Genomic DNA, 23,986 nt, shown 5'->3' on the forward strand with positions numbered 1-23,986 from the left:
TCTTCACCGATCGTGACGGCAAGGCCAGCGACCATTCTTATGAGAGCGTTCGCTGTTTGATGAACCGGTCGCGTTCGAGCTGTCGCAGGTGCTGCTTCCCGTCATATCGGTATGCGGATTGCGTGCGCCGACGACAGTGAACAGAGTTGCGACGGCGGCAAGTCCGCCGTATCCGAGCGTGATCTGCGGTAGCGAGAACGTGTTCGAAAGTTGGCCGGAGACAAGGCTAGGGAAGGCGGCACCGCCGTAGCAGATAAGGTAGATCGCGCTGAAGATCGGCGCCCGTTCGGCTGGCGTGCTGCCATGCAGCAAGCCGCGGGCGGCGGCGCTAATGGCGATTCCCTGGCCGGCTCCGGCGACGATGGTTGCGATGATGAACAAAACCAGTGTGCTGGCGGTGACCGCCCTGCAGAGGTCGATCATTCCGGCCAGAAAAATGATCATACCGACGCGTTGGGCTTGCGCGGATGTGAACCGGGCCCCCATGGGAGCGCCGAGAACGCTCAGGATCATATAGCCGGCGAACACCAGTCCGAGTATGAGGGGGCTGCGGGTATGGAGTTGATCTTCGACTAGCGCGGGCACAAATGCTTGGTAGAAGCCCGCAGTTGCCCATGTGGCCAGGAACACCGCCGCCGCAACAGGGAGCAGGTGCCTGACCCGGGCGGGTACGCTGATCCGCGGTAGCAGTGATCGCCAAGCGCCTGGCGTCGGAGTTGCTGTTTCAGGGCTGATGGCAATGAGTCCGGCAGACAATAATAGGAAGCCGATGCAAACTAGGTATATGAGGTCGCGTGGCCAGGGACCGAACTGGACCAAGGCACCGGAGGCGATGACGCCGACGGTAAGGCCGAGCATCGGTCCCTGGCTGGAGGCGACGGACGCCAACCATTCCGGTCTACTGGGTGCGGCGTCGACGATGTAGGATGTCAGGCTGCTGCTGGCCGACCCGGTACCGAGACCCACGAGGAGGCGACCGACCAGCAGGGTAGCGATGTCGTGCACATTCAGCAAAAGCACGCAGCCCAGTAGTACCAGGCTGAGGCTAATGATCGCAGTGAGCCGGCGGCCCAGATGATTGGACAGTCGTCCCAGCCCCAAGAGTGCGGCGATGGTGCCGATGGCGTAGGCGACGACAGCGATCGAGATGCCGACATTCGTGAAGCCGTCCTCCGCCCGGTAGATGTTGTAAAGGGGAATCGGAGCGGCCGCCGCGGCAAACGAGACCACTAGCGAGACTACTGCGGATACGAATGCGAGCCGGAGCGTGCCGCCCCGGTGAGCCTGGTTGATCACTGGTGCCAGATGTTGCAGCGAGCCGTGCATCCGTTGTCTCCCGGAGATTCGGGCGCGCAGGTCCAAACTCTCCAATTAGGTATTTTCACCAACTGGCTTTAATCGTCGACGCCAGGCCGAAGAGCGGCTGCATGGGTGAGAGCTGCCGTGCCGCGCATATATCCGGCGGCCTTTCGAATTAGCCTCCCTCGAATATTGTCGATCAGGTAGCGCAATCGTCGATATCCGGCGCGGCGCATGATAAATCTCCGCCCCCGAGGTGCTTGCCGTCGTGACCTGTGCCACACAATTGAACGGTCCAGCACGATCGGGCAATATCGCCAGCAACTAACACACGTCGCGCCTTGGCCTTCACCATCAGACCGTGAGATCGCGCTCGAGTCGGGCGGCGATTTCGGTGTGATCAGTGATGGTTCCCTCTTACTCGCGATGAATACGGCCTCTGCGTCGTACGGGGGCATTATCGCGCTCATCTCACCGGAGTGAAATCGCTTGAGCAGCGGCGCGACAATGCCTTCGGGTTCAGTAGGGAGCGGATAGGAGCCGGACATCACGGATTCCTGCTTCGTGTTGACTGAAATGGTTGCCCTGGTGTTATTCGATTAATCCGCGGCGGTGAGTTGTTATTGGTCGCAGCGCGGAACGAAAGTTTCCAATACCCGATACGAATAGTTTTCATACCCGCGGGGAATTGTGCTGCGACAGTCCTCTCTTCTATTCATAACCGAGGTACGTTGCGCAGCCGGCGACCGCGTCACGGCGCGCGGCGAGCGGCAATAACGATTGTCTAGCGATTCGACGGTGAATGGTGATCTCCTTCGGGGCCTGTACTTGGCTTCCAACGCTGGAGGAAACCAGCACACGCGTCGCACACATGACCGCAGTGTTGATCGACTTTGAACGACCGCTCGGATAACTCAATCGACATCGAGGCGACTCCATCCTGAATGACCACTTCGTCATCGTCTCTCCTCACTAACCCTGCTGCCGCGAGTGGCTTAGCTGCTCGACCGGAGCAGTATCGGTGCCTTTCCGGTCAGTCTGGGTGCTATTTTCGCGTCCGGATACGCAAACTGGTTTATGGCCGAGAGCTTCGCGACCCCGAAATCGCCAGTTACCTGAGCCGCTCTTGGCCAGGCCGAGTGCCCGCCGCCATTTTGCGATCGGCCCAGCTCTTGATATCGCCGACTGTCATCGCCTTGAGGAACGTATTGGCGTTGACCAGCTTTTCGCGTGTGGTCCGACCCGTCATGTCAGCGGCGGCCATAACTAAAGCAGCGTCGGCACTTTCTGCCCCGGATAATAGCGCCACGGCGCCCGCCGGTCCCGCGAAATGGGCAAGGTAGAGAGAACCGGCCGTCACGGGCAGACCGCGCTTGGTCAGCATCGCGGCATGTTCCTCGACCAGCCGTGCGGCAATGTCGCGCGTAAGCTCGGCATCTCCCCGCAGGTCCAAGACTCCCTTGTCGCTGCGGCCTTGGATCAGATCGCGTCGGTGCCTTCGAACGGCTTCGAGCCACGTATGATCGAGAAACTGGGCGGCGCCAGTGGCGCTCGACCGCTTGTTCTTTGCATTCGGGTCACCGTTGGACTCGGCTATGATAATGCGCTCGACCAATGCCTTCGCAGCCGCTCTGTCGATCGATTTCCCCTTCAATTGAACATCGCGAAAAAGGACGAAACTTACGACGAAAGCCAGGCCGATTGCCAGTCCAACAACGAGCGTGATGAATTCCGCGGACAACCACTTCCGCGCGGCGACAACGGATCCACGCTCGTCGGGGCGAGGCGGTCGGATTTCCTCGTCGCGGCGTGTTTGCTCTGACACATGCGGCGGGAGCCGCGGGTTGCCATCGGCTGTCGTCCCAACGTAGAGAAATCCGTGCTCTAGGTCTGGCATCGCGTCTGCAGGTTTAATGCTTTCAAAACGCCATCGAAGGCACCTGACAGGCACGGCTTTGCCTCCGCGATTGGTTTGGCGCGACTGGCGCCTGCGCTTGCCTTGGAAATTCCGTGCCGGGGCGGAGGTCTGGGCAGCATGATCGCGGATTTTCCGCTTGCGTTGCCTTTCTGCTCGACGATCTCCGAATGTGCTCGTGCAACGATCGCAATGTGGTCCGGCGGATGCGTCAGTTCGCTCGAGGAAAGCGGCTGCGGCGACGCTTCGAATTGCGGAATGTCGAACCGGTCTGCCTTGGTCAGTGTATCGTGTGAGGGACGTAATCCGACCGTTGCCAGAGCCGGCGGCTCGTTCACAGGGTCTGTGATGCGCGGCGGCGCCTCGAGCTTCATCACGGCGAGTGTACCGAGGCCAATTAGGAAGAGAGCTACTCTCATCTGATTTCACGCTCTCCGAACGAGAAACCTCACTCAAATCCTCTTAGAAATGAGCTCCAGAAATCAAGGACGGATTGCAAAGGTCCAATAAGGCCGCTTAGCGGCAGAGGTGAACCGGGAAGCGCTGCTATGGGAGAAGATCAAAGACAGGGTTAACGCGGATCATGCGAACTGGCCGAGTGAAGGGCATAGTCAACCCGATGAGGCGCCGGCGGCTTCTCACTTCGAAAATGTCACCGAACCCCAGCTCGACGCCGTCTCGTCCTCACTACGCCCTGGCAAGTTCGCGACTGCATTTTGCAGCGGGAGGTGTGCGTCTGTGAGTTGGTTCAAAACAGCAAGGGGGACGGCGGACGGACATACATTTCCGCCGTGGACGACTTCAGCAGCTTGGCAGCACGTGAGGGTGAGCTACGGAATCGTGAGCGATCACTGCAAACGGTCGGCAGGCTATCTGAGACTTCTAAGCGAGGCCGCCGGTCCACGCGGTGGAAAAGCACGAAGGCCGCAGCGAGGAAAACTCGCGGCGGCCCGCGCGTGGTCAAGACGCCGGGTCACAATGGACAAGTAAAATATCGGGCCAGCCCCGGCGTCGAAGTTTTAGCGCTAAATTCGTCCGGATGGCGAAAATACTTCGCTGGAACCGAAATGTGGTTACTGGGCATTCAGTTCCGTTGTTGCAGGAGGGGCCGCTGGCTGCTGCGTCGACCTTCCACCCTGGGACATCACCGGCCTCGAGCGTTCACCTCTGTCGGAAAGCGCGCGGTCACGTTGGCGGTCAGATCCGAGCAAGCGGCGATCAGTCCCAACCAACCAAACAGACTTGTCCGTGGCATCGAAGCGCGGGCGTCGACAGTGGACGAAGCGCGATCGTGGCGGATTGGCTCCTGCCGATGTCATAGAGATTTGCAAATGGGGAACACCAGCCGCCGACCTACTTGACGTAGATCATTCGTTCCTTAGTGGCCCGCAGGCTGCGGATGTAATAGCCTTGTGCCTGAACGGCTGACTTGATTTCGTTGCTAACCTTGAGAACTCGTTTTCTGCTCTTGCGCCAGGTATGTGCAGAGTAAACCGCAGGTACGGCGGAGCCTGTACTTAGAACGAGCAAGCCGCGCTTGTCATTGCGATAGACGTCAAACATCGTTTGTCCCCGCTGACCATATTGAACTAAGAATGAAATATTTTTCGGTTGTCTCAATGACCGAGCTTAGTATTTCGGTCGGCTGTGCGGGTTGTAAATCTGCAACGCCAGCGACTTTCCTTCAGTTCGTTCCGGATACGGAACGAACTGAAGCAAGCCCCGGCCGCCGTCAAATTGCTGCGTATGCAATTACTTCAGTCACGATGTGTTTCGGATGCTGTTGATTGGGGGCGGAATCGAGCGGGAGGCGGCGGCCGCCGTCTTCACGGATTCGCCCCGTGTGGTTGCTCTTGCACGGCAGCGCCGACACGGCGATCTGCAGTGTCAAAGCGATACGATAGCGCGACCGGAAGGGGTGGATGGTCAGCCAAGGCACAACTGACCTTTCACATTCTCGTCTTGCATCACAATCCCGGCCAACTCTATCTCGTGCGGAACAAGCATTGCCCTAGGAGCGGGCTTGCCTTCATCGCGGATTCGAATGTCGATGTCGAAAGCATTCAACTCAAAAACCTTCTTTGTCATTTCCGCCAATGGTGGCGGGCCATAAGAATCCACCGGCTTCCGCAGACTCGAATACCAGGCAAATAGAACAAGTTTCCGTAATCTAGATTGTGGTCCGAATGCTGATGCGTAATGAAATGCTTTTTAATGCGTTTAGCCTAAGCGCAGCTTGCACGATCTATCGGGCAACGCCGTTGCCACAATCAATAACGTAAAGGGAGCCCGCGGCTACAATGGCATTTGAAGGTGCAGCTCGCCCAACCTGCAAGGGCGGACCGCCGGTGGTGCCCAACAACACAAGTTTCGTGCGGGCAGATTGTCCCGCCGCGAGCCTCGGTGCCAGCGCCGGTACGCGCGGACAATCAAGGCACATCGTCATCGAGTGACGGAGAAGATGAAAGTGCGGTCTCTGGCAGAGCTGGTCACCATAGCTCAGCGGCTCGGATTGCTTGCTTAACGAATGTGGCCGCGATGATTGATACGGTCGAACGTGCGCTTCCAACTCAGACACCGCGAGGTAGCAAAGGCCAAGAAAATCATAACCACAAAAAAGCCCCGGCGTGCCGGGGCTTTGGTTTACCAAGTCGGGTGCGATCAATATCTTGCCGCGACCGGTGCGCCGTATCCACCGAAGCGGTAGTTCAACCGAAGCGTGACCATATCCACATCTTGGCTGACGCCGCTGCCGGTGAGGACGAACCCTCCGGGAGTGACTACGCCTGCGAAGCCGGCATTATCACGGCCCATCCAGAGATGGTCGTATTCGATACCGAACGACCAATTGGGCGTGAAGCCGTACTCCCAGCCCACGCCAAGGGCGCCGCCCCAGCGCGTGTGGCCCGCCGATGCCAGGCCGACCCCGGTGACGTTGTTGAATATATCGAATCGGTTGCGCGTCACGGCGCCGCCGCCTTTCACGTAAAACAGCGAGGCATTCCACGCCCAGCCGAGCTGCGCCGTGAAGAGCCCGATGGCGTCAATCTTACCGGTTGTCGAAATCAGCGGGTCGATCAGACTGACGCGCGTATTCTTGATTTCTGCCCAATCTCCCTGCGCTTCCAGGCCGAGCACAAACTGATTGGTTTGCCAGCGGTACCCGATCTGTCCGCCAGCGAGGCCGCCGGAGCGATCGGCGCAACCACCTGCGACCGTCCCTGCTGGCGTCACGAAATCCACACAGCCGTGGCTTTGTCCCCAACCGCCGTTGGCGCCGATGTAGAACCCGGTCCAATCATAGATCGGCGCGATCACCGGGGGCGGGGCCTTGACATAAGGTTTAGCAGCCAGATCAGCCGCTGATGCAGGTGCCGCCATGCTCACTGCCAGCAAAGCCACGCCACTTAACAAAAGCTTCTTCATTACTTTCGCTCCATCCACGTTTCAGCCCAAACGACGCCGGTTCTTTTGCTGTCCGGAATTCCAGCAGTTAAGCTAGCTGATTCAATCAGCAGGCGGTGTGCCTAGGCTGCAACAGCCGGGAAAATTCGGCAATACACACGCTTTAGTTGTGTCAGCGCTATTGACCGATCAAACTAAGGATCCAAGTCTTCGAGGCTGCTCCCGCGGTGTCGCCAGTTGGCCCAAACGCGAAGTGCACGATCTCCCCTAGTCGGATCGCGGGGGGAAAAGCGGACGTTGCACAGAATTCGCGGCCGGTCTTACTGCGCTAGAAATCCGACTGCGACAACCAGTGCCACAATGCTCCCGAGAATTAGCAGTGCCGGGAGGGATTTTCGGGTCATTGGCCTCGTCGTATGGCGCGCAGCCGATTGACCGTGTTGAGGTCCAAGCGGTCTCTGGGACCGCACGAGTTTGCCCTCTGTCGTAGGCGTCCGAGCCTTTGGTTCCGGAGCCGCGCCTACGCCTCCCATCTCGCTGTAATAAGCGCTGTAGACCTCGCGAACGGCTAGAGCTGTGGACTCGGCCTCGCTCATTGTCTCGAGCCGAGTTTGATAATTTGTCAGAAAGCTTTGGGCGCTGGACGGCAGGTCATCGAAACCACCCAGCTTGGCCATCATGAGCCAGGTGGCAAAATCCGCCTCAGCCTTCATGCGCGCTTTCTTGGCGATACCGGCGTTGGAGCTAGAGGACATGGTGCTCCGATTCGTTTGAACCCGGCCGCGAAGCTGTCCATCGACACCATCCGCGCAGCGGGGGCAGGCAATTGGCAATCCAATCACAGTACCGGGAGAGTTCAAACGCGAACCTTACCAACTAGTCGGCTCCTGGCCAGGTTGCGGCTGACTTGGCAGGGCTCACCTCTACTGATCCTTAACCGCGGTAGCTATCATAACTCGTGGTCTGCGGATATCTACTCCTCCAAACTGTGGGCGCTAAACCCTCGCGAAGACGTTCATTTTTCGCAAACCATGGGCGGCTCTAGACCGGCAAACCGGTGCCGGATGCGGTGATCTTCGCCAGCCGTTTGGACATGGCTCCGGACGGCATGCAGGAGATGGCGACCAAGGTCCCGCCCATGCCGGGAACGGAGCCGGGCACGTACCGCTTCAAGGCGACCTTCGGCATGGCGGGGCGGTGGCAGCTTTCGCTCGGAGCCAAGGTCCAGGGCGAGACCGGCACCGTCGAGAACAAGCTCGTCATCACGGCGCAGAAGTGACCCGGCCCGTCGCAGCAAGCTTGGCCGCCGCGTTGATCGCGGCGGCGGGCATCGCATTCGTCGTCGCCGGCCCGCAGCGGCCGACGGCGCGAACCACCGCCATGATCGGCCCCGCTGCGGCCGAGGAGAGCGGCGCCCCGATCTACTACCAGGATCCGGACGGCAGGCCGTCGTACTCGCTGGTGCCGAGAAAGACCAGGGATGGCCGGGACTTCCGCGCGGTGCCCGCAGGCGCCGACGTCAGCTTCGACGACGAGCAGGTGGCAGCCCCGCCGCCGGCGACACCGGCCGGCGCCTCCGGAGAGCGCAAGATCAAATACTACCGCAATCCCATGGGCCTGCCGGACACATCGCCGACGCCGAAGAAGGGATAGCGAGCCCAAGTTCAAGTCAGCCGCGTGCGCTGATGTTTTTCGGCTGCTCTTTTTTGCGCGGGCGGCTTCAGCTCGGCTGGCGACGATCTCCTCAGTGCATGGCTGCCCAGCCGGTCACGGCAACAAGGATCACCGTGACCAGCGCACCGGACACGTAGAGGACCGTTCTTAAGCTGCCGCCTTTAGCTGCGTTGCCGCCGCGCAGGTAGATGGCGGTGTGAACAAGGCGGAGCGCAACATAAGTCCATACCAGCACCGCGAGCGTGCTTGGACCGACACCAACCATCATCGCCAGGACGGCCGGGACCACGAACGGTGACAGCGCCTCCACAGAATTCATGTGCACGCGGTCGATGCGATAGAGGAGGTTCGCATCGTCGGCCGGAAGCACTGGACCAGAGAGGGCCCCTGCACGTCCCTTGGAGTAGCCTGAATGGACCGCCAAAAGGATCGACACGAGACAGAGCGCGAGCACTCCGATAGTACTTAGACTGTAAGCTTCCATGCTGGCCTCTATTGAACTTATCGCGTTGACGGCGGCCAGAAACAATCATCCTCACTGATTGCCTCTATCAGAGCGCTTCGAGGCACTTCCGTCAGGAACCTGGGTGAAAAGATCGGCATAGCGCCGTAGATAAAGCGGCCAGCCTTGATCACCGTCGACACCGTCCCGCACGGCTTCCCAGCCATCGCCATGGCGTTCCAGGTTGCGGTGCTCAAGGTCGACTCGGGTCCGGTGCGGCGTTTCAGCAGTGAACCGGACCTCCCACTCGCTTGTTTTTTCCGGGTCAGTCTCGATCTGCCATTGGGGGCTGATGTCCCAGCTGAGCAGCACCCGGTCCGGCGGTTCGTAGGCCAGCACGCGCGCCCAGCGGCACTCGCTCCCATCGATGCCTCGGTCATAAATGTACCCACCCACCCGTGGCTCGAACACCGTCTCGGCGATCTGGACGCGGAGCAGGTTGTGCTCTGGAGGTTTGAAACTCCCGAACCCCTCGGTGAAGATCTTAAATGCGCGCGCGATCGGTGCCTCGACCACGATGGATTGTTTCACGGCCGTAAGTCCCACACGCGTGTTCATTGTGGCTCCTGTTGCTCGACGGCCGCCTTGTAGGCGGCCAGCGTCTTGCTCCAAAACCGGTCGAGCCAAGCACGCATCTGGCCAAGCCCGTGAGGGTCGATGTGATAGACGTTGCTTGCGCCCTTCTGCTCCGCGCGCACCAGCCTCGAGTCGCGCAGCACCTTGAGATGCTGTGAGACGGCAGACTGGGAGACCGGTACCTTCCGGGTAATCTCAACGACCGAACGTGGACGCTCCGCGATCAGCTCGAAGATCGTTCGACGAGTCGAGTCGCCAAGCGCGGCCAGCTGTGCATGATCAACAGTCATGACTTATGATTAGTCTAGACTTATGATCAAGTCAATCCTTGTTGAACATGCCGCGTTTTCGCTGCGCTTGAGGCTTTGGATGGACGGGCCCGTCCTTGCCGGTCGTCCTTTGGCCACGCGATGCCGGCGAGGCCGGGATGAGCAGTGCCGGCGAGCGCACGGTCAGCTGGCGGAAGCGGCGAAGGGCCCTTGTCCGGAAAGGACGCACCGCTGTCCTGATCCCTCGGATTGTCTTCGTTGCCACAAGCAGCATGTCCATCGATCCTAACCGGCAGCCGAGGCAAGCTGAGCGCAAGGAGTGTGAGATGACCCCCAGCGGCATCGTTCCTCTAGGTTGGGAAGCCCGAACTGTGTCAACGATGATGGCCTGGCGCGTGCACGAGTTTGGGCTGCCTGAGGTCATGAAGTTTGAGACCCTCTTACGTCCTGAGCCAGGGCCCGGCGAGGTCCTCATCAAAGTTGAAGCCGCCGGAGTAGGGCCATGGGATGGCTGGATCAGAGCCGGCAAGAGCGCTTTGCCGCAGCCGCTCCCGCTCACTCTCGGGTCGGATCTTTCCGGTGAAATCGTCGCTGTTGGGCCCGGAGTCTCGCCAGAACGTGCGGGAGAGCAGGTCTACGGTGTTACCAATCCGCGGTTTATCGGGGCTTACGCCGAGTACGCCTTGGCTTCCGCGGAGATGGTGTCCGGCAAGCCGACGTCGCTAACCCACGTTGAAGCCGCCTCCATTCCCGTCATTGCGGTCACCGCATGGCAGGCGCTGTTTGATCACGCCCAACTCAAAGCAGGTCAATCGGTGGTCATTCACGGTGCGGCCGGTAACGTGGGATCCTACGCGGTTCAATTGGCCCGTCATGCGGGTGTCCAAACCGTTGCAACAGTATCGACGGGCGACGTTTCTTTCGTGCGCAATCTCGGCGCCGATAAGGTGATTGACTACCGGGCCGAGCGCTTCGAGCAAGAAATCGGGGAAGCCGACGCTGTCATCGATCTGGTCGGCGGAGAAACGCAAACCCTCTCGTTCCAGGTCCTTCGTCGAGGCGGCAAGCTGATTTCCGCGGTGTCCCGCCCGGATCAGGATCTTGCGAAACATCACGATGTCGAAGCCTCCTTCTTTTTGGTCGAGGTCACGAGCCAGTATCTGACGGAAATCGCGCGCCTCCTGGACGGTGGAAAACTGAGCACAAACGTCGGCGTAGTCTTACCCCTCGCGGATGCGCGCGAGGCTCACTTCATGCTGGAGGGCGCGCGACCCCGGCCAAAGGGAAAAATCGTGCTCGCCGTCGGAGCGCACTGATTGATCGCGTCTCATCTTCCGCTCGCCAATCTGAATGCGCCAGCCGAGCCCACGGTTTCTGTTGAAAGGACAAAAAATGACTCCGCGAAATCCCGCCCCCGCTCTCGTCATTCCCGATTCTTTGCTTGCGAAAGAAGCTACAGAGGTTCTGCGCGAACATTCGACGGACCTTCTCTTCAATCATTCGATCCGCGTCTACCTGTTTGCGGCGGAGCAGGGCCGCCAGCGAAAGCTGCGCTTTGACTCTGAACTTCTGTACGTGGCCTCGGCGTTCCACGACCTCGGCCTCATCGAGAAGTTCTCGAGCCCAGACGAACGCTTCGAGGTCGATGGCGCAAATGCCGCTCGACAGTTTCTGGCCGCCCACAGCATTGCTGAAGACGACGTGCAGACGGTCTGGGAAGCCATCGCGCTGCACACCACTCCCGGCATCCCGAAGTACATGGGACCCGAGGTCGCGCTCCTCAATTCAGGGGTTCTGCTCGATGTGATCGGGGTAGGGTTCGATCAGTTTCCCGCGGAGCTTCGCGAGGAGATCGTCGCCAAATTTCCCCGCACGAATTTCAAGGAAGACTTCGTTCGGGAGTATTTCGCCGGGTTTGCGCACAAGCCGGCGACCACGTACGGCACGGTCAACGCCGGAGTCTGCGAACACTTCATGCCGGAGTTCAAGAGCCCGAACGCCTGCGACTTGATCGCCGGTTCTCCCTGGGCTCATTAGAAGAGGAGGTGCGAGATGCCGATCAATGGATTCACCTATTGGATTGGTGCGCTGTCAAACCGTTCAGGAGTTGCAGCAAGGATCGTGAGGAGAGCAACGCGGACGGCGTCGTTCGCACTGGCAGCAACGGTCATGGCTGTGGGAGCTTCGCCCGCGACCGCGCAGGATCGGGAGCAAGTTAAGCTCGTATTCGAGCACGCACTCCCGAATGTCGAAGGAAAGAGAATAGCTGCTGTCCTGGTGAGTTACCCTCCTGGGAGCAAATCGCTGCCTCATCGCCACGCAGAGTCGGCCTTTATCTACGCCTATGTGCTGTCCGGGGCCATCCGGAGCCAGGTCGGCAATGACCCTGCGCAGGTCTATCACATAGGTGAAGGATTTTATGAAACGCCAGGCTCACATCACAGGATCAGCGAGAACGCGAGTGACACCGAGCCAGCCAGCTTGCTCGCGGTCTTCGTGGTCGATTCCAAAGACGGGACATTGACGATCCCCGACAAGGACGCAGCACCGAAATAACTGCGCGGCAGGCTCGCGTGCCCAGGCACCGCCCGGCCTTTGCACTGTGTGAACGACATGCATAATAAGGCGCCCGACTGGAGAGGCAGTAAAGGTGCCGGTACAAGCTGTCGCGATCGTCGTCTACGAGGGGGTTCAGGCGTTGGACGTGGCCGGGCCGATGGACGTGTTCAGCGAGGCGAACACCTTCCTCGATAGTGCCGATCGTTATGAAACAGTATTGGTTGCTGCGGACCGCAATCCGGTGCGTGCCTCGAACGGCATCCGACTACTGGCCGACCTCACCTTCGAGGAGGCGACGGGCGGCTTCGACATTATTCTCGTCGCGGGCACTCCGACGCCGCCGGAAGCGGAGCCCGACCCGCACCTGCTCCAGTGGGTCAAGGAGCTGCCCTGGCGGTCGAGCCTCTACGGATCGATCTGCACCGGCGCCTTTGTCCTTGGCTCTGCCGGTCTGCTGGACGATCGGCGTGTTACGACCCATTGGCAGGATGCGCAGGCGCTGGCGGCCAGGTTCCCAAGAGCAAAAGTCGAACCTGATTTGATCTATGTGCGCGATGGCCGGCTGATCACCGCGGCGGGTGTGACTGCGGGAATAGATCTGGGTTTGGCGCTGGTCGGGCAGCGGCATGGCGCGGAAACGGCGCTCAAAGTCGCCAAGCGGCTGGTCGTAGTCGCCCAGCGCCAAGGCGGACAGTCTCAGTTCAGCCCCTATCTCACGGCGCCTGCCGATCCGGAATCGCCTATCGCCCGTATCCAGGACCATGTGATGGCGAACGTCGGGGATCGCCACTCGCTGGAGTCCCTTGCCGCTGTCGTCGGGATGAGCGCCCGAAATCTGGCCCGGCATTTCGTGCAGGCGACCGGGATCACGCCGCACGAGTTCATCGAGCGCGCCCGCATCGATGCGGCGCGTATGATGCTGGAAGGAAGCGACCGGCCGCTGAAGGCGGTTGCATTCGACTGCGGCTTCGGGTCGGCGGATCGGATGAGGATCGTGTTCACCGCCCGTCTTGGTGTGAGTCCCATCCAATATCGCGCGAGCTTCAGGCGGACGGCCCCGGAATAGATCGCGCGTTCCTACCAGAACGACGCTGGCGATCCTGCTTTCGCTACGAACCGTCATGTCAGGAAAAGACGTACGGCTGTCCTGATCCGCAGGATGCCCTTCCTTGTACGGAGCGGTACTCGGTTGGCAAATAGTGGCAAGCAACCAGCCCTCTACGCAAACAAGGAGAGTGCTCCATGTCTGAGATCATCGCCGGCATCCGCGTGCCTGACAGCGCTATCGCTCGCGCCGCTACGCAGCTCGTGCGCGATACTGAGGACGACCTGCTCTACAATCACAGTCGCCGTGTCTTCCTTTGGGGCGCGCTCACCGCCGAGCGCCACGGCCAGAAGTACGAACCGGAGCTGCTTTACCTCGGCGCGATGTTCCACGACATGGGGCTCACAGAGAAATATTCCAGTCCCGACCTGCGCTTCGAGGTCGACGGTGCCAATGCCGCTCGTGATTTCATGAAAAGCTACGGCTTGCCGGAGCGTGAAATCGAGGACGTCTGGACCGCGATCGCGCTCCACACTACCCCCGGAATTCCTGAGCATATGCGACCCACTATCGCGCTGGTGACCGCGGGGGTGGAAATGGATGTGCTTGGGATCGCCTATCACGATTTTACTCATGAACAGCGTGACCATGTCTGCGTCCATCATCCCCGGGAAGCGAACTTCAAGGAGAACATCTTAGATCACTTCGCTAAAGGCATCATTAAGAAGCCGCTGACGACCTTCGGGAACGTAAAGGCTGACGTCCTTGCGCTCAATGACATGGCCTATGTCCGCCAGAACTTCTGCTCGATCATCCTCGGTTCGGCCTGGCCGAACTGACCTTTGGTTGCTGCGAAGCGGACTAAAATCCAGATGAGCGCCAGTCGAGCCAGGATGTGCGGGCCTGAACGAGCCTTTATCGGATCAGGCGAGGAGCGCGTCCCTACGCATAGCTCGATCGACGAGATCATGACGCGCCGGTTTCGTGCCGTGAATTCTGCGAAGCACCGGTGTCGCGAGGGACAATCGAGCAGATCTTCCATGTCGCGCGATTCGCGCCCAGCGGTGCGAACATTCAGCCCTCGCACGTCCACGTGCTGGGCGGCGCCGCAAAGGCCAGAGTCTCGGCGGCGCTGCTGGACGCGCAACGAAACGCGCCGCGACGAGCACGTCTCGGAATACAAATATTACGCCAGCGACCTACCTGATCCGTACCTCGAGCGGCGACAGGAATTCGGACGGCTGTTCTACGGGTCGCTGGGAATTGGCCAAGCCGATGCCGAGGCAAGAAGCAGGCAAACCGCAAATAATTACACGTTCTTCGGAGCGCCCGTGGGACTGATCGTGACGATCGATCGTCGGCTGGAAACCGGAAGCTGGCTCGACCTCGGCATGTTCCTGCAGAACGTGATGCTCGCGGCAGCGGGACGCGGACTTCGGTGTCCGCAGGAGACGTTCTCGAAGTATCGCCGGATCTTGCGCCCGCTGCTCTCGATTCCGGACCGGGCGGTCGATGTTTTTGAGTTTCTGCTCGCCCGAATCGGCGAACTCGACTCCTACCTTGCCGCGGCCAACCGGGCTTGCAGTGTCATTACGTAAATACCCGATTTTCCCGGACAGGCCGCAGGGCCGGGTAGGTCGTGCAGCTTTTTTTTTGCGAGCAGTTTGTCGCCGGCACGCCGTGAACGGTCTGCATCACGACCGCGTGTATGAAGCCGTTTCTTCCTTCCGCGAAATGACGCTGAAACAAAGCCGTCCAAGACTGAATGGCATTGACGTCCTACCAGGAGGGTTAAATGCGATCATTATTTTTCGGCGCCGCTCTACTGGCGATCGCATTCGTGGGGTGTTCAACCCTGATCTCCGCCTCCCTTTCTGCAGCTCGGGATGCGAAGGCCGCAAGCTTCTCTGAACGCTTTGCTCCGGCGCTGAAGTCGGCATCTAGCGGCTAACTGCAGTGGGCCAGCGCCCCAAAAGTTTTAACTGCACAAGGGGCGACGCGTCGGACATCTCGTCGCCCCACACCCGTGGGGTGCGGAAGCTGTTAGCTGATCAGGATCCCGCCCAACATCACGGCCACCGACACTGAGCGATCCGCATAGCGGTGCGTAGTTGTAGAGCTTAGGTATCTTGCTCACCCCAGTTATAGCCGCAGGCCACCCGGTCCAGGCGAGCGCACGGATCAGCAAGCAGTTCTTCCAGCCGTTTGATGGCTAGCTCCGCCCGGAACCGCTCGTCCTAGCAACGGGCCTTGTCGCCGCGCTCTGGCGTGTCGAAGCCCACAAGGGGGTAGATCTCCCGCTCGTGACGGATCGTATCGCCATCGATCACCTCCATCGGACCGGATAACCGAAGCTCGGGGCGCAAGATCGCAGCATCGGTTTGCCGAACGTCCGGCATCTCGGACAGTTGGCGCCGTCTTCCAATTTACAAGCACCATGGCGGTGACAACTGCGACGCTACCGTAGTGAAAGTCATGTTCGATCATCGCTTAAACGGAATCACCGGCCCCATTAGCGTTCATGGTTATAGCCGATCCGGCTGTAATGGAACTGGGTTTCTTGTAACCGCCCAGTGGTCAGACGGATGTGATCCAGGGTAGATAAAACAACTAACCACCCAGGAGTTCTAGCAGGGGGACGAATTCTGGAGAGGGTGGCCAGCCTCAGAGTTGGTGTCATCGGGAGTAACGCACATGGCAGGTCCCAGAAGCCAAAAGGACATCGAGCGCCGAGCATATCAACTGTGGCAGCAAGCCGGAATGCCAAAGGAGAGGGATCAGGAGTTCTATTTAGAAGCAGAGCGACAGCTCAATGAAGAGCTGATCAACCACAAACTCGAAACGCCGGATAGGCGGTAGAAAACAGCTAGAAAAGTCAGGAGCGCCATTCATGGGGTCGCGACCAATCCGCTATTCGTTGCCACGATCCAACGATCGCCCCAACGCACGATAGACTCGATGCGCCCAATGCCGGGTACTGTGTCGCCGCGCATTGCCATCCCAACGCCATCGGGCCCATCCTTTGCCTCCTTTAGATCATGCGTCGCGAAGCCTTCGGTGAAGCAGCCTCGAATAGCCATCCACGTCGGCAGCCAATATAGCCGCCAATCTGCGCTCGACCCGCCCTTGCCGCTCCTGCGCCATGGCCCGCGATCCACTTTGGATCCGATTGTACGACGGATTAGATGGAATGCCCACCCAACCGATGACGGGTCTTGGCCCGCAAGCGAACATGGAGGCAACGTTCAGCACGACCGTAGTCGGAGCCAGACCGGACATCGCGCGCTGTCAAACCGACGATTCTGACCCCAAGCCGTCATTCGTCACCGTCCAATTCAGGAGGGGCCCAATCCGCTAACGCTTGCGCACCAGCAAAGTCCAAACAGGCGACGCACCGTCCCAGCCGCGAAGGCGCCCTGACAGACGCACCGTGATCCGCTCGACAACAAGATGCAGCGCAATCACGTCGCCTTCTGACAGCTCTACACAGCCGCGCTTCCAGGACCACACTGCGCCCGGGAAGCGAAACAAGTTTGCCTTCAGCCCTCGGCCGCTGCGCTCCGACAGCGGTTGTAAGTCGACCTGAGCGCCGGCTCTAGGTCGTAGGCTGACATCTGCCCGTCGCAGCCAGTTCGGAATCCAACTCATGCGAATGACTAGCCGTTACCTTCCACGTTTGTCTAGGCTTCGTCCGTCTGGATGGATTCGCCGCCCGAAGCCGAGGACGTCCCCCCTTTCGAACTAGTCTGGAGATTTGCAGTCGCCTATATGAATTTGCCTCGACGGCAGCCTGCGACCCACTCTAGACGTTAGCTGTTTCGATGACGGCGTTTCCGTAAGAGCACAGCGGCGCCGCCGCGCATAGAACAGCAGGTGGGTCGCCCGCGGCGGCGATGGCGAGATCACTAGGCGATCGGCTAAAGCTACTGCAGAAGGGCAGGCGGCTCGTTCGCCAATGTCTGCACCCAAGCGGACGCTCCAATTTCAACGCCGCTATGAGCGCCGCCGCCATCGGAAACGCGCCACGCTGCGACGCCGAAACATAGCGTTAGCATCAAGTTGGTCAGCAATAGCAGGACTGAGAAAAAGTGGCTCACACGCGCACCCGGAACAGAACGTCCCTCCAGTACGCATACAGGTGGATGATTCGAAAACTGCAGCTGCGCTGACCTAACCGCCTTTTCCACAGGTCGTAAAATGCTGGATCAACAGCTTCGAACCGGGGAGCGCAGCCATTGAGCGGTTCGCGGTGCCGACGCTCGCGTCGCGCTGATCGTAGCTAAGCGGCACGGCAGGAGCTATTATCTTGTCCTTCGCTCGGGATCATTCGCTTTCAGGAGTCTGGCAGTGATAAAAATCTTACAAGGAATGCTCCTCGCGACCACGGTTCTCGCTGCTGCTTATAGTGGGGCACACGCAGCGGGTGGTTGTGGCGAGGGCTGTCACAGGACAAGCGGTGGCGCATGTGTCGTTGACGGCTGGGGCACGGGAGCCAAGGTTCGGAACGAATGCCCGGCGACCTCTCGCCCCCGTCCACCCTGCGGCGGCGCGGACTTTATCTGGGACCGCACCAAACAGGCATGTTTCCAAAATAACCGCAGCTGGTTCTGATCTCGCGTCCCATTCAGGCGCGCTGTACACAGCGCAATCTGATCTCACTGCGCGGCCTCAGCGCGAGTACGAACGAGTTCAGTGGAACAGCTTGACCCTCATCTTGGCCAGTGCGCCCCTTCATGAGTCCGCTCTCGGCGGCGCCGACGGGCTCGGTTCGCGTCCTTGGGATCAGGTGCGGACCTCCGGGCACGGGAGCCGCATTAGCGCCGGACTTCTATGATGGTTGTGCGGCCCTGCCGCCGGCTTACAGCTCGATTGCGGGCTAGCCGTCTTGGCAGGGAATACCGAAGTTGTCACAAGCGAGAGCGAAGGACTCTTTTGCTTTTGTATCCTCGAAGCAGAAGCGAGTGCCGACCTCCGCCTGATCGATCCACCAATCGACGTTACTGCCTTTCGCGATGCGGGAGGCTTCGCCGCGTAAAAGGTCCAGTTGTCTTCCCGCAGCACGAACGATCAGGCAATTTTTCTCTTTGGACACAATATCTTCTCCATGGCACAGGACGCCGAACTCGTTGGTACTAAGAGCCGTGAACACGAATCCGCAGCAGGGGGACTGCTGCTGCGGCCCGCGCGGTCAAAAACTCCGGGTGAAAAACGACTAGGTGAAATATGCAGCCAGCCCCGGTGCGATGATCGTACCGCAGCATCTCTGGCTCGCAATATGATCAATTTCACAATCGGCAGAAGGCTTAACATGCATCAGTGCGCCGGCTCTTAAGGTCCATGAGGATCGGGAATAACCGGCAATCCGGGCGCGTTCGCCTCCAGCTCCGGGCGATGTCTCGGAGCGGACGCGTAGAACTTCCGGCCTCAGGAATCATCGTCTAGGGCCGGCTTTTTTGCAGCATTGCCTTGGCGCCAGTTTGATTTAGCCGTTGCCTATGTCATTTGGCATATGAAAGGCGACCGTCGGAAGACACCGGGACATTTTGGCAATTCAGCGTAAGCTGGCGCACTGTCCGGGAGCATGAGGACTCTCCTCCATCGAACGAGAGACGACCCCGGCTTGGGGGCCTGAGTGTTGATGCCGGGGCCGCTCCGCCAGCTCGACGGAGAGAGCTAGCGAGACAGCAAGCCGGGCAGTGATTGCTATGTTCCTACGGCTCTCAGAAGATCCTGCCCGAGTGTTAGCAGCCGCACGTAGGTACCGCTCTCGTGCAGATCGAGCCAGCCGCGCTCGACTGCATACCAAATCAGGCGGCGTACTGAACAGGAGTCTTCTTTTCATTCATTCTAGCCGCGCGTAAAAGAGTCCGCCGACTGAGACGGGATTTTTGGCTACATTTCGTGATTGAGCTACTTAATTTTCTAATCCACTAACACTTACTTATTTCAGCAATCATAGGAGGCGCGAATGTCCTCTCAAGAAGCAGACGATCGACGCGAATTTTTAAGATCCTGCGGCAGGTTCGCCGCCGTAACACCTCCGACCATCACAGCGTTGCTTTCGACCTCACTGTGCAGCAACGCCATTGCCAGCTCCGACGGCCGGGGTCGTGTATGCCTAATAACTATCGCTGAGCGTGGAAGGTCGAACGACGGGCGGCGTTAGACTGTCGCCCATGCTTGGCCTGACTTGCCCGCGACCGTCATGCCAGTTTGGGACGATATGCACAGATCCTGTGGCGCCGCATGCTGAGCAGACCAGGCGCAAGCCGAGCCTCGACCACGGCGGGAGTGTGTCGAGCCACACGTCGACTCGACGATGGCAGAGGCCGTTCAGGCATTGGATGTTGCAAGTCACATGGCCGTCAGTCAGCCATTCCGTAGGGCTGCGGGGCGGATAATGGCCGGCCCATTTCGTGTATTGGCGAGTGCGCATGCCGCCATCAAAGCGGCATCTTAGGTATCTCGCAAATTATCGATCCCTAGTAGCCCGGAACGCGCGCGAGCTACCGCCTCTCGTAAGTGGGGAAACCTCCCCTGAAGCTCCGCCGGTTCACGCCGGCAGGTGCTCCCCTGAGCCGCCAAACGAAAATGAAGCCGCCGGGCAAACAATACCTTGTCCCGGCGGCCTGATATCCGTCCAGCCCCGGGACAGGATTAGCAAAAATCCCGGATACTGATCAGTATAGGCGCGCGGTGTGGAGGTTCAGTTCGCTTTTAAAGAATATACGCCAAAGCCCGCCGGCTCACGCCAGCATTGCCATGCTACAATCCAAGGGGCGGATCGAGGGTCTTTCTGCTCGAGTTGATTGAGAGCGATGCCGAGGCAGGTGCCACTATTATCTTGTAGCGATTTGATCAACGGCAGGTAGGGAGTGCGCAGAATGATTAGGCCGCTTCCATTGCTCTGGCTTTGGTCGGAGGCGCTGCACAGGCTCAGCAGGGCGCGCCTCGCAACCCTCAGAAATTGGAAAAGTGCCAGTAGCTTGCTACCGAACGTGGTTTTTCGAGTGCGGGCGAAAAAGGAGAGGGACAAGGTCGCGCAAAGCGGGAGTTCGTGATCGCCTGCATGCATGGGAAGCAAACCTGACCAGGCGCGAAAGGACCAAGTGAAATATGCAGCCAGCCCCGGTGCAGAAAATTCTGCCCCAGCTTGGTCTCATTTGCAAATACAATTCGGTGGAATCGAAATCCATGCAGTGGGCATTTTGCTCCGAGAACGGAACGATATTGCTATTCTCCCGCGAACCGGAGCTTGGCGCGTGCGAAACCAGACCGAGGGCGAGGTACAGACGCTGATCAAAATGATCAAGGGAGGGTCGAGATCGCGACCGAGCTTGGGAGGTATATCGCGTCCGTCAAACGTGTGGCCGCGGGTATGGCCTTTTGCTGCGAAGCGCGAGGAGCGCTGCACAAAGACGCAGACGTATCAGCCGCTTGTAAAATCGCTCTATGCTGGCTCAGCCAAACCTTACGGGGAAAGCAGGGAATGGTTAGGCCCGGCGCGTCTTACCGGACAAGGACGCGTCGGGCCGCGAGTCCGTAATCGCGCATACGTAAGCTGGCGCTCCTTGCCCCCTGGCAAAATACGCGTTGCCTAACGAGCGCTCGAGGTTGCAAATTGAGGCCGCTTGCCGCTGCTAAGTCCGACCTCCGCCCCTCGGTAGCCGCACCCGGCGCCACACAGCGCGGCTCGATACCAGACAAGCGAACATCGTCCGGCCAGGGAGTTGCGACCGCAATGGCAGCAGATCAGGAGCCGCTTAGGCCATCTCGCGCATCTCACCAAAGGTGATCTTCTGAAGCCGCATGCCGGTATTCACGCGCCATGGCGGCGAGAGTCGATGGCTTAGCGGCTCAGCACGCGCGCAAGGCGAGTAAACAAGGCGCGCCGGTTCACCTTTTGGCCCGTTGCGGGCAGTGAGTAACGGTCTAGCGCAGAAGCACCATGGTCTCGAGCTTAGTTCGCCTATCACCCTGCGGCGGCGAGGGAAGGTAGTTTTTCCGCTTCAGGTCTCTCCCCTCCTGGGGCCGCTTCTTGGCAAGCCTGACCGAAAGATGAGTCACACACTGAAATGCGCACCCCCGGAAGAGGGTGGCATCGCCGCGGAATGTCGCGGCTTCGACGCTTCGACGCTGGCAGTCTAACGGAAGCCCCTTTCGTACGGAGGCCCACCGGCGGTTGAAGTCGCGGCCCCAAGCCGAGCGGTAAAACGCAGGCGTCCAAAGCCGTCTGTGCCACCTGTGCCGTTTGGTACGGAAACAGATCCGAATCGTGAATTTTCTCGGGCCGAACCGGAGGCCGTTTGGTTCTTCGTCTTCTTGCCGATCTTCGTGCTGCTCTATGCGATCGTCGAGAAGATGCACGTGAGATAGCACAGGCCTAACGTGTCGCAGGTGCCGCAAGCCGCCGGAGATGCGGCGGAGAAGTGTCTCGCCGATGCGAACCTGCCATGGCTCTGAAGAGCCCGACGCTATTTGCGATAGTCGTGACGGTTCTACGGCTTACTCACGGCGACGAAGCTGCAAGAGCCATGCTGATCGGCGGCATGAGCCTGGCCGCCGTGACAGAGGCGATGTTCTCCGCACGGGTCGAGCGACGCGATGCCGTTCGATACCTCAATTTGCCACCTCGAACGTCCGCCAGCCGCTCAAATTCTAATCCTCCGGCGGCGCCTTCCTTCAGCCCAGAACGATAGTTTCAACTCTCAGGCAGGGCATGCACCTGTAGGCATAGGCGGCGGGCAGGTTTGCAATTGCCGGCAGCGACGCGAGAAACTCCATTGGACGCTGACATCTGTTGCAGATGAGGGTTGGTGCCTTGTCCGTGCCACCGCCTTGCGCCATTGCTGGTCCGCCAAAAGGTGAGAACGGTAGTTCCAATCGCCGGCGTTTACACCTCCGGACGACTACCGGGGGGCCATATCGAAATAGGCCCCGCCAGCGTGAGCCGCTATTGCTCCTGAACCGAGACTCAGCTCTGATTTCGATCATTGCGGCCAAATTGCTTGCGGGAGGCGATCGTGAATGGCGAAGCCGGATGCACCGTTTGTAGCCAAGCTCGACTGCTCAAAGCTGTTTTCCCCCTGACCAAAGGCTACGAACTGAAGCGTTATGAATGCGCCAGCTGCCGCAGCGATCTGTGGCTAGTTACGAGAGTGTCCCGATCATCCGCGCCTAAGCAGCAAAGCGGAAGATCCCGCCAAGGTACGCGGCCTAAGACCATCGAAGCGGCCTTGAAGGGCGCCTCTCGTGCCGCAGGTAATCCAAAGCCGAAAGCCCCGCCAGCGTGAACCGCGGCGCTCTTCTTGCCTGGGGTGAAGGCCTTCTGCCGGCTGTGAACAGATCATATGCGGTGAGAGCTGAACCCGCCGCCATTGCAACCTTGCACGAAGCCGTTTCCCCGCCCCGGCGAAATCTCGCTGAAACAGAGGGGGTCGAAGGTGCCGGCATCGAACACGGGGGATGCCACATGCTAGTCCTGATGAACCTGATCTGGCGGCGCCTTGCCTACACGATGCTGGCCGGTATGCGGTCCAAACTCGTCCGCCAATGACGAGAAGGGCGGCTGAGTAAGATGGAAAGCATCCGTCAGGACTGTCCACCAGCGCGCTCCGGAGCCGGCGCCCTCCCTTTGCCGAAAGGGAGTTCGGCGAAGGGTGATCCAGAATTGACAGGTGCGGCCGGACCAGCCTCGGCACCCGCGGGCTGGAAGGTTGGCTAGCTGTCTGCTCCTCAGGGTGGGTGGGCCGCCAGCATTGGATCGATCTCTTCGTCGCGTCAGCGCTTGGAGAGGTTTTTACGAGGAAGCCCACCACCCGTCGGGGAATGGCTCCAGCAAAGTCCAATCGACTTGGTTGTCGTTGTCAGGGCGGCTGATAGCTCCTGCATTCCGGCTTAGTGGCGCGTGGCGACGGAGGCGAACAGACAAAGCGCCGGGTTCACGACGTCGAACGCGGCGCGACGGAGGATGTGTCAAGCGTAATGGAGGCACGCCGCGGGCGCTTCGCTCAGCTTCTTCGACCAGATCTCGAAGATATTCCAACTCTGAGAGCTGAGAAGTGAGTTCGCTAAGTCGTTCGGCGTAAAGGATTGCGCGAGAGCCTCGCATAAATGTCCTCCCCAGCACAAAAAAAAGCACTATCAGGATGGCGTCAGAGCAAAAAGCGCGAGTAGTAAAAGTAGAAGACTACCATCGGTAAATAGCGGATTTCAACACGTCAGGCTAAGTGGCCAGCCTCAGGACTGCGTCCACTCCGATGCCAACCCGTCAACGATCGTGACCTATTTTGCCGAAAGCTTGGTTGGGCCCTGCAGTCAAAAGGGGGCTGGGTGTAGAAGCCAGCGTGGAAGTTGCGCCAACCTCTCGGCTTGCATTAAGTTCATCCGATTGGATCCGAATTGTTTTTGTGGAGTAGCGTCGTGTCGAGTGCGATTGAGTTGATTGTGGACGGCTACGCGAGACTGAAAGACCGCCAGTCGCTTGAGGAGCTGAGGATGCACCGCCGGCGCCTTGCCGTAGACCTGAAAACCTGGGCCGGCTTTGACTGCAGGTTGTCGATTGCGCAGATCGAGCAGGACATCGAGGCAATCGAGGCCGGCTTGGAGACGTTGTCGGGGCCGGTCGGCGGTTAAGCTAAGGCGCCAATCCGATGGCGGCGAGCGCGCAGGGAGGGCAAGTGCTGCGATCTTTCGTCAGGCTGCCCTCATGGTGGTTTGGTCATGTTCGTCCGCGCTCTGCC

At 59.6% G+C, this 23,986-nt stretch carries 22 protein-coding genes and 2 pseudogenes; 13 read left to right on the plus strand and 11 right to left on the minus strand.

Annotated features, from left to right (window positions below; translation table 11 throughout):
• Nucleotides 1–3 precede the first annotated feature (3 nt).
• The 5 genes from ABIB90_RS39360 to ABIB90_RS39380 all read right to left on the minus strand — a co-directional run bounded on the left by ABIB90_RS39360 (nt 4) and on the right by ABIB90_RS39380 (nt 5,335).
• Nucleotides 4–1,326: an MFS transporter gene (locus tag ABIB90_RS39360; protein WP_354202752.1), complete on the minus strand. Its 1,323-nt coding sequence runs from the start codon at nt 1,324–1,326 to the stop codon at nt 4–6.
• Nucleotides 1,327–2,410: 1,084 nt separating this feature from the next.
• Nucleotides 2,411–3,040 carry a lysozyme family protein gene (locus ABIB90_RS39365; protein ID WP_354167017.1) on the minus strand — a complete coding sequence of 210 codons (630 nt, stop codon included), beginning with the start codon at nt 3,038–3,040 and terminating at the stop codon, nt 2,411–2,413.
• A gap of 143 nt (nt 3,041–3,183) precedes the next feature.
• A complete protein-coding gene (locus ABIB90_RS39370; RefSeq protein ID WP_354202758.1) occupies nt 3,184–3,588 on the minus strand; it encodes a hypothetical protein in 405 nt (134 codons plus the stop codon).
• Between the two features lie 979 nt (nt 3,589–4,567).
• Complete coding sequence (locus ABIB90_RS39375; protein WP_354167015.1) at nt 4,568–4,777, minus strand: hypothetical protein; 210 nt, start codon at nt 4,775–4,777, stop codon at nt 4,568–4,570.
• A gap of 363 nt (nt 4,778–5,140) precedes the next feature.
• Nucleotides 5,141–5,335 carry a hypothetical protein gene (locus ABIB90_RS39380; protein ID WP_354167012.1) on the minus strand — a complete coding sequence of 65 codons (195 nt, stop codon included), beginning with the start codon at nt 5,333–5,335 and terminating at the stop codon, nt 5,141–5,143.
• A 301-nt stretch (nt 5,336–5,636) separates the two neighbouring features.
• Here ABIB90_RS39380 and ABIB90_RS39385 point away from each other — a divergent pair.
• Nucleotides 5,637–5,738 (plus strand): annotated as a pseudogene (locus tag ABIB90_RS39385) (LuxR C-terminal-related transcriptional regulator); the annotation flags it as partial.
• Between the two features lie 137 nt (nt 5,739–5,875).
• Here ABIB90_RS39385 and ABIB90_RS39390 read toward each other — a convergent pair.
• Together ABIB90_RS39390 and ABIB90_RS39395 are read right to left on the minus strand one after the other, a co-directional pair.
• Nucleotides 5,876–6,640 carry an outer membrane protein gene (locus tag ABIB90_RS39390; RefSeq protein ID WP_354167009.1) on the minus strand — a complete coding sequence of 255 codons (765 nt, stop codon included), beginning with the start codon at nt 6,638–6,640 and terminating at the stop codon, nt 5,876–5,878.
• Nucleotides 6,641–6,939: 299 nt separating this feature from the next.
• Entirely contained in the window at nt 6,940–7,374 is a 435-nt protein-coding gene (locus tag ABIB90_RS39395; RefSeq protein WP_354202753.1) for a hypothetical protein, read from the minus strand.
• A gap of 290 nt (nt 7,375–7,664) precedes the next feature.
• On the opposite strand from ABIB90_RS39395, the pseudogene ABIB90_RS39400 reads away from it, so the two are divergent.
• Nucleotides 7,665–7,898, plus strand: a pseudogene (locus ABIB90_RS39400) (FixH family protein); the annotation flags it as partial.
• A complete protein-coding gene (locus ABIB90_RS39405; RefSeq protein WP_502918260.1) occupies nt 7,895–8,272 on the plus strand; it encodes a hypothetical protein in 378 nt (125 codons plus the stop codon). The pseudogene ABIB90_RS39400 and the gene ABIB90_RS39405, both read left to right, overlap by 4 nt.
• 91 nt (nt 8,273–8,363) lie before the next feature.
• Here the strand turns inward: ABIB90_RS39405 and ABIB90_RS39410 are convergent, their stop codons facing one another.
• The 3 genes from ABIB90_RS39410 to ABIB90_RS39420 are packed head-to-tail and all read right to left on the minus strand — an operon-like array spanning nt 8,364 to nt 9,661.
• On the minus strand, nt 8,364–8,777 hold the full coding sequence (locus tag ABIB90_RS39410) for an MAPEG family protein (RefSeq protein WP_354167003.1): 414 nt from the start codon (nt 8,775–8,777) through the stop codon (nt 8,364–8,366).
• A 51-nt stretch (nt 8,778–8,828) separates the two neighbouring features.
• On the minus strand, nt 8,829–9,353 hold the full coding sequence (locus tag ABIB90_RS39415) for an SRPBCC family protein (RefSeq protein WP_354167000.1): 525 nt from the start codon (nt 9,351–9,353) through the stop codon (nt 8,829–8,831).
• Nucleotides 9,350–9,661: an ArsR/SmtB family transcription factor gene (locus tag ABIB90_RS39420; protein WP_009859294.1), complete on the minus strand. Its 312-nt coding sequence runs from the start codon at nt 9,659–9,661 to the stop codon at nt 9,350–9,352. The genes ABIB90_RS39415 and ABIB90_RS39420 overlap by 4 nt, the downstream gene beginning before the upstream one ends.
• 359 nt (nt 9,662–10,020) lie before the next feature.
• On the opposite strand from ABIB90_RS39420, the gene ABIB90_RS39425 reads away from it, so the two are divergent.
• From ABIB90_RS39425 to ABIB90_RS41750, 9 genes are all read left to right on the plus strand, one after another.
• Nucleotides 10,021–10,956: an NADP-dependent oxidoreductase gene (locus ABIB90_RS39425; RefSeq protein WP_354202759.1), complete on the plus strand. Its 936-nt coding sequence runs from the start codon at nt 10,021–10,023 to the stop codon at nt 10,954–10,956.
• Nucleotides 10,957–11,032: 76 nt separating this feature from the next.
• On the plus strand, nt 11,033–11,677 hold the full coding sequence (locus tag ABIB90_RS39430; protein ID WP_354202754.1) for an HD domain-containing protein: 645 nt from the start codon (nt 11,033–11,035) through the stop codon (nt 11,675–11,677).
• 15 nt (nt 11,678–11,692) lie between these two features.
• Entirely contained in the window at nt 11,693–12,196 is a 504-nt protein-coding gene (locus ABIB90_RS39435; protein ID WP_009859291.1) for a cupin domain-containing protein, read from the plus strand.
• 94 nt (nt 12,197–12,290) lie between these two features.
• Nucleotides 12,291–13,265 (plus strand): GlxA family transcriptional regulator, encoded by a 975-nt coding sequence (locus tag ABIB90_RS39440; RefSeq protein WP_354202755.1) that lies wholly within the window; start codon nt 12,291–12,293, stop codon nt 13,263–13,265.
• A gap of 176 nt (nt 13,266–13,441) precedes the next feature.
• On the plus strand, nt 13,442–14,083 hold the full coding sequence (locus tag ABIB90_RS39445) for an HD domain-containing protein (protein ID WP_354202756.1): 642 nt from the start codon (nt 13,442–13,444) through the stop codon (nt 14,081–14,083).
• Nucleotides 14,084–14,253: 170 nt separating this feature from the next.
• Nucleotides 14,254–14,451, plus strand: a complete 198-nt coding sequence (locus ABIB90_RS39450; RefSeq protein ID WP_256375780.1) for a nitroreductase family protein — start codon at nt 14,254–14,256, stop codon at nt 14,449–14,451.
• Between the two features lie 55 nt (nt 14,452–14,506).
• A complete protein-coding gene (locus ABIB90_RS39455; protein WP_502918261.1) occupies nt 14,507–14,842 on the plus strand; it encodes a nitroreductase family protein in 336 nt (111 codons plus the stop codon).
• Nucleotides 14,843–15,938: 1,096 nt separating this feature from the next.
• The gene (locus ABIB90_RS39460; protein ID WP_009859288.1) at nt 15,939–16,103 is read left to right on the plus strand and encodes a DUF2934 domain-containing protein; all 165 of its coding nucleotides are present in this window, start codon (nt 15,939–15,941) and stop codon (nt 16,101–16,103) included.
• A 1,509-nt stretch (nt 16,104–17,612) separates the two neighbouring features.
• The gene (locus ABIB90_RS41750) at nt 17,613–17,855 is read left to right on the plus strand and encodes a hypothetical protein (RefSeq protein WP_473406655.1); all 243 of its coding nucleotides are present in this window, start codon (nt 17,613–17,615) and stop codon (nt 17,853–17,855) included.
• A gap of 265 nt (nt 17,856–18,120) precedes the next feature.
• On the opposite strand, the gene ABIB90_RS39465 is transcribed toward ABIB90_RS41750, so the two are convergent.
• Nucleotides 18,121–18,336, minus strand: a complete 216-nt coding sequence (locus ABIB90_RS39465; protein ID WP_083869768.1) for a hypothetical protein — start codon at nt 18,334–18,336, stop codon at nt 18,121–18,123.
• A 5,330-nt stretch (nt 18,337–23,666) separates the two neighbouring features.
• Here ABIB90_RS39465 and ABIB90_RS39470 point away from each other — a divergent pair.
• Nucleotides 23,667–23,879, plus strand: coding sequence for a hypothetical protein (locus ABIB90_RS39470; RefSeq protein WP_354202757.1), 213 nt, complete (start codon nt 23,667–23,669; stop codon nt 23,877–23,879).
• Nucleotides 23,880–23,986: the final 107 nt, after the last annotated feature.

The organism is Bradyrhizobium sp. JR4.1 (genome assembly GCF_040548605.1).
In the GTDB taxonomy this organism is placed as follows: domain Bacteria; phylum Pseudomonadota; class Alphaproteobacteria; order Rhizobiales; family Xanthobacteraceae; genus Bradyrhizobium; species Bradyrhizobium canariense.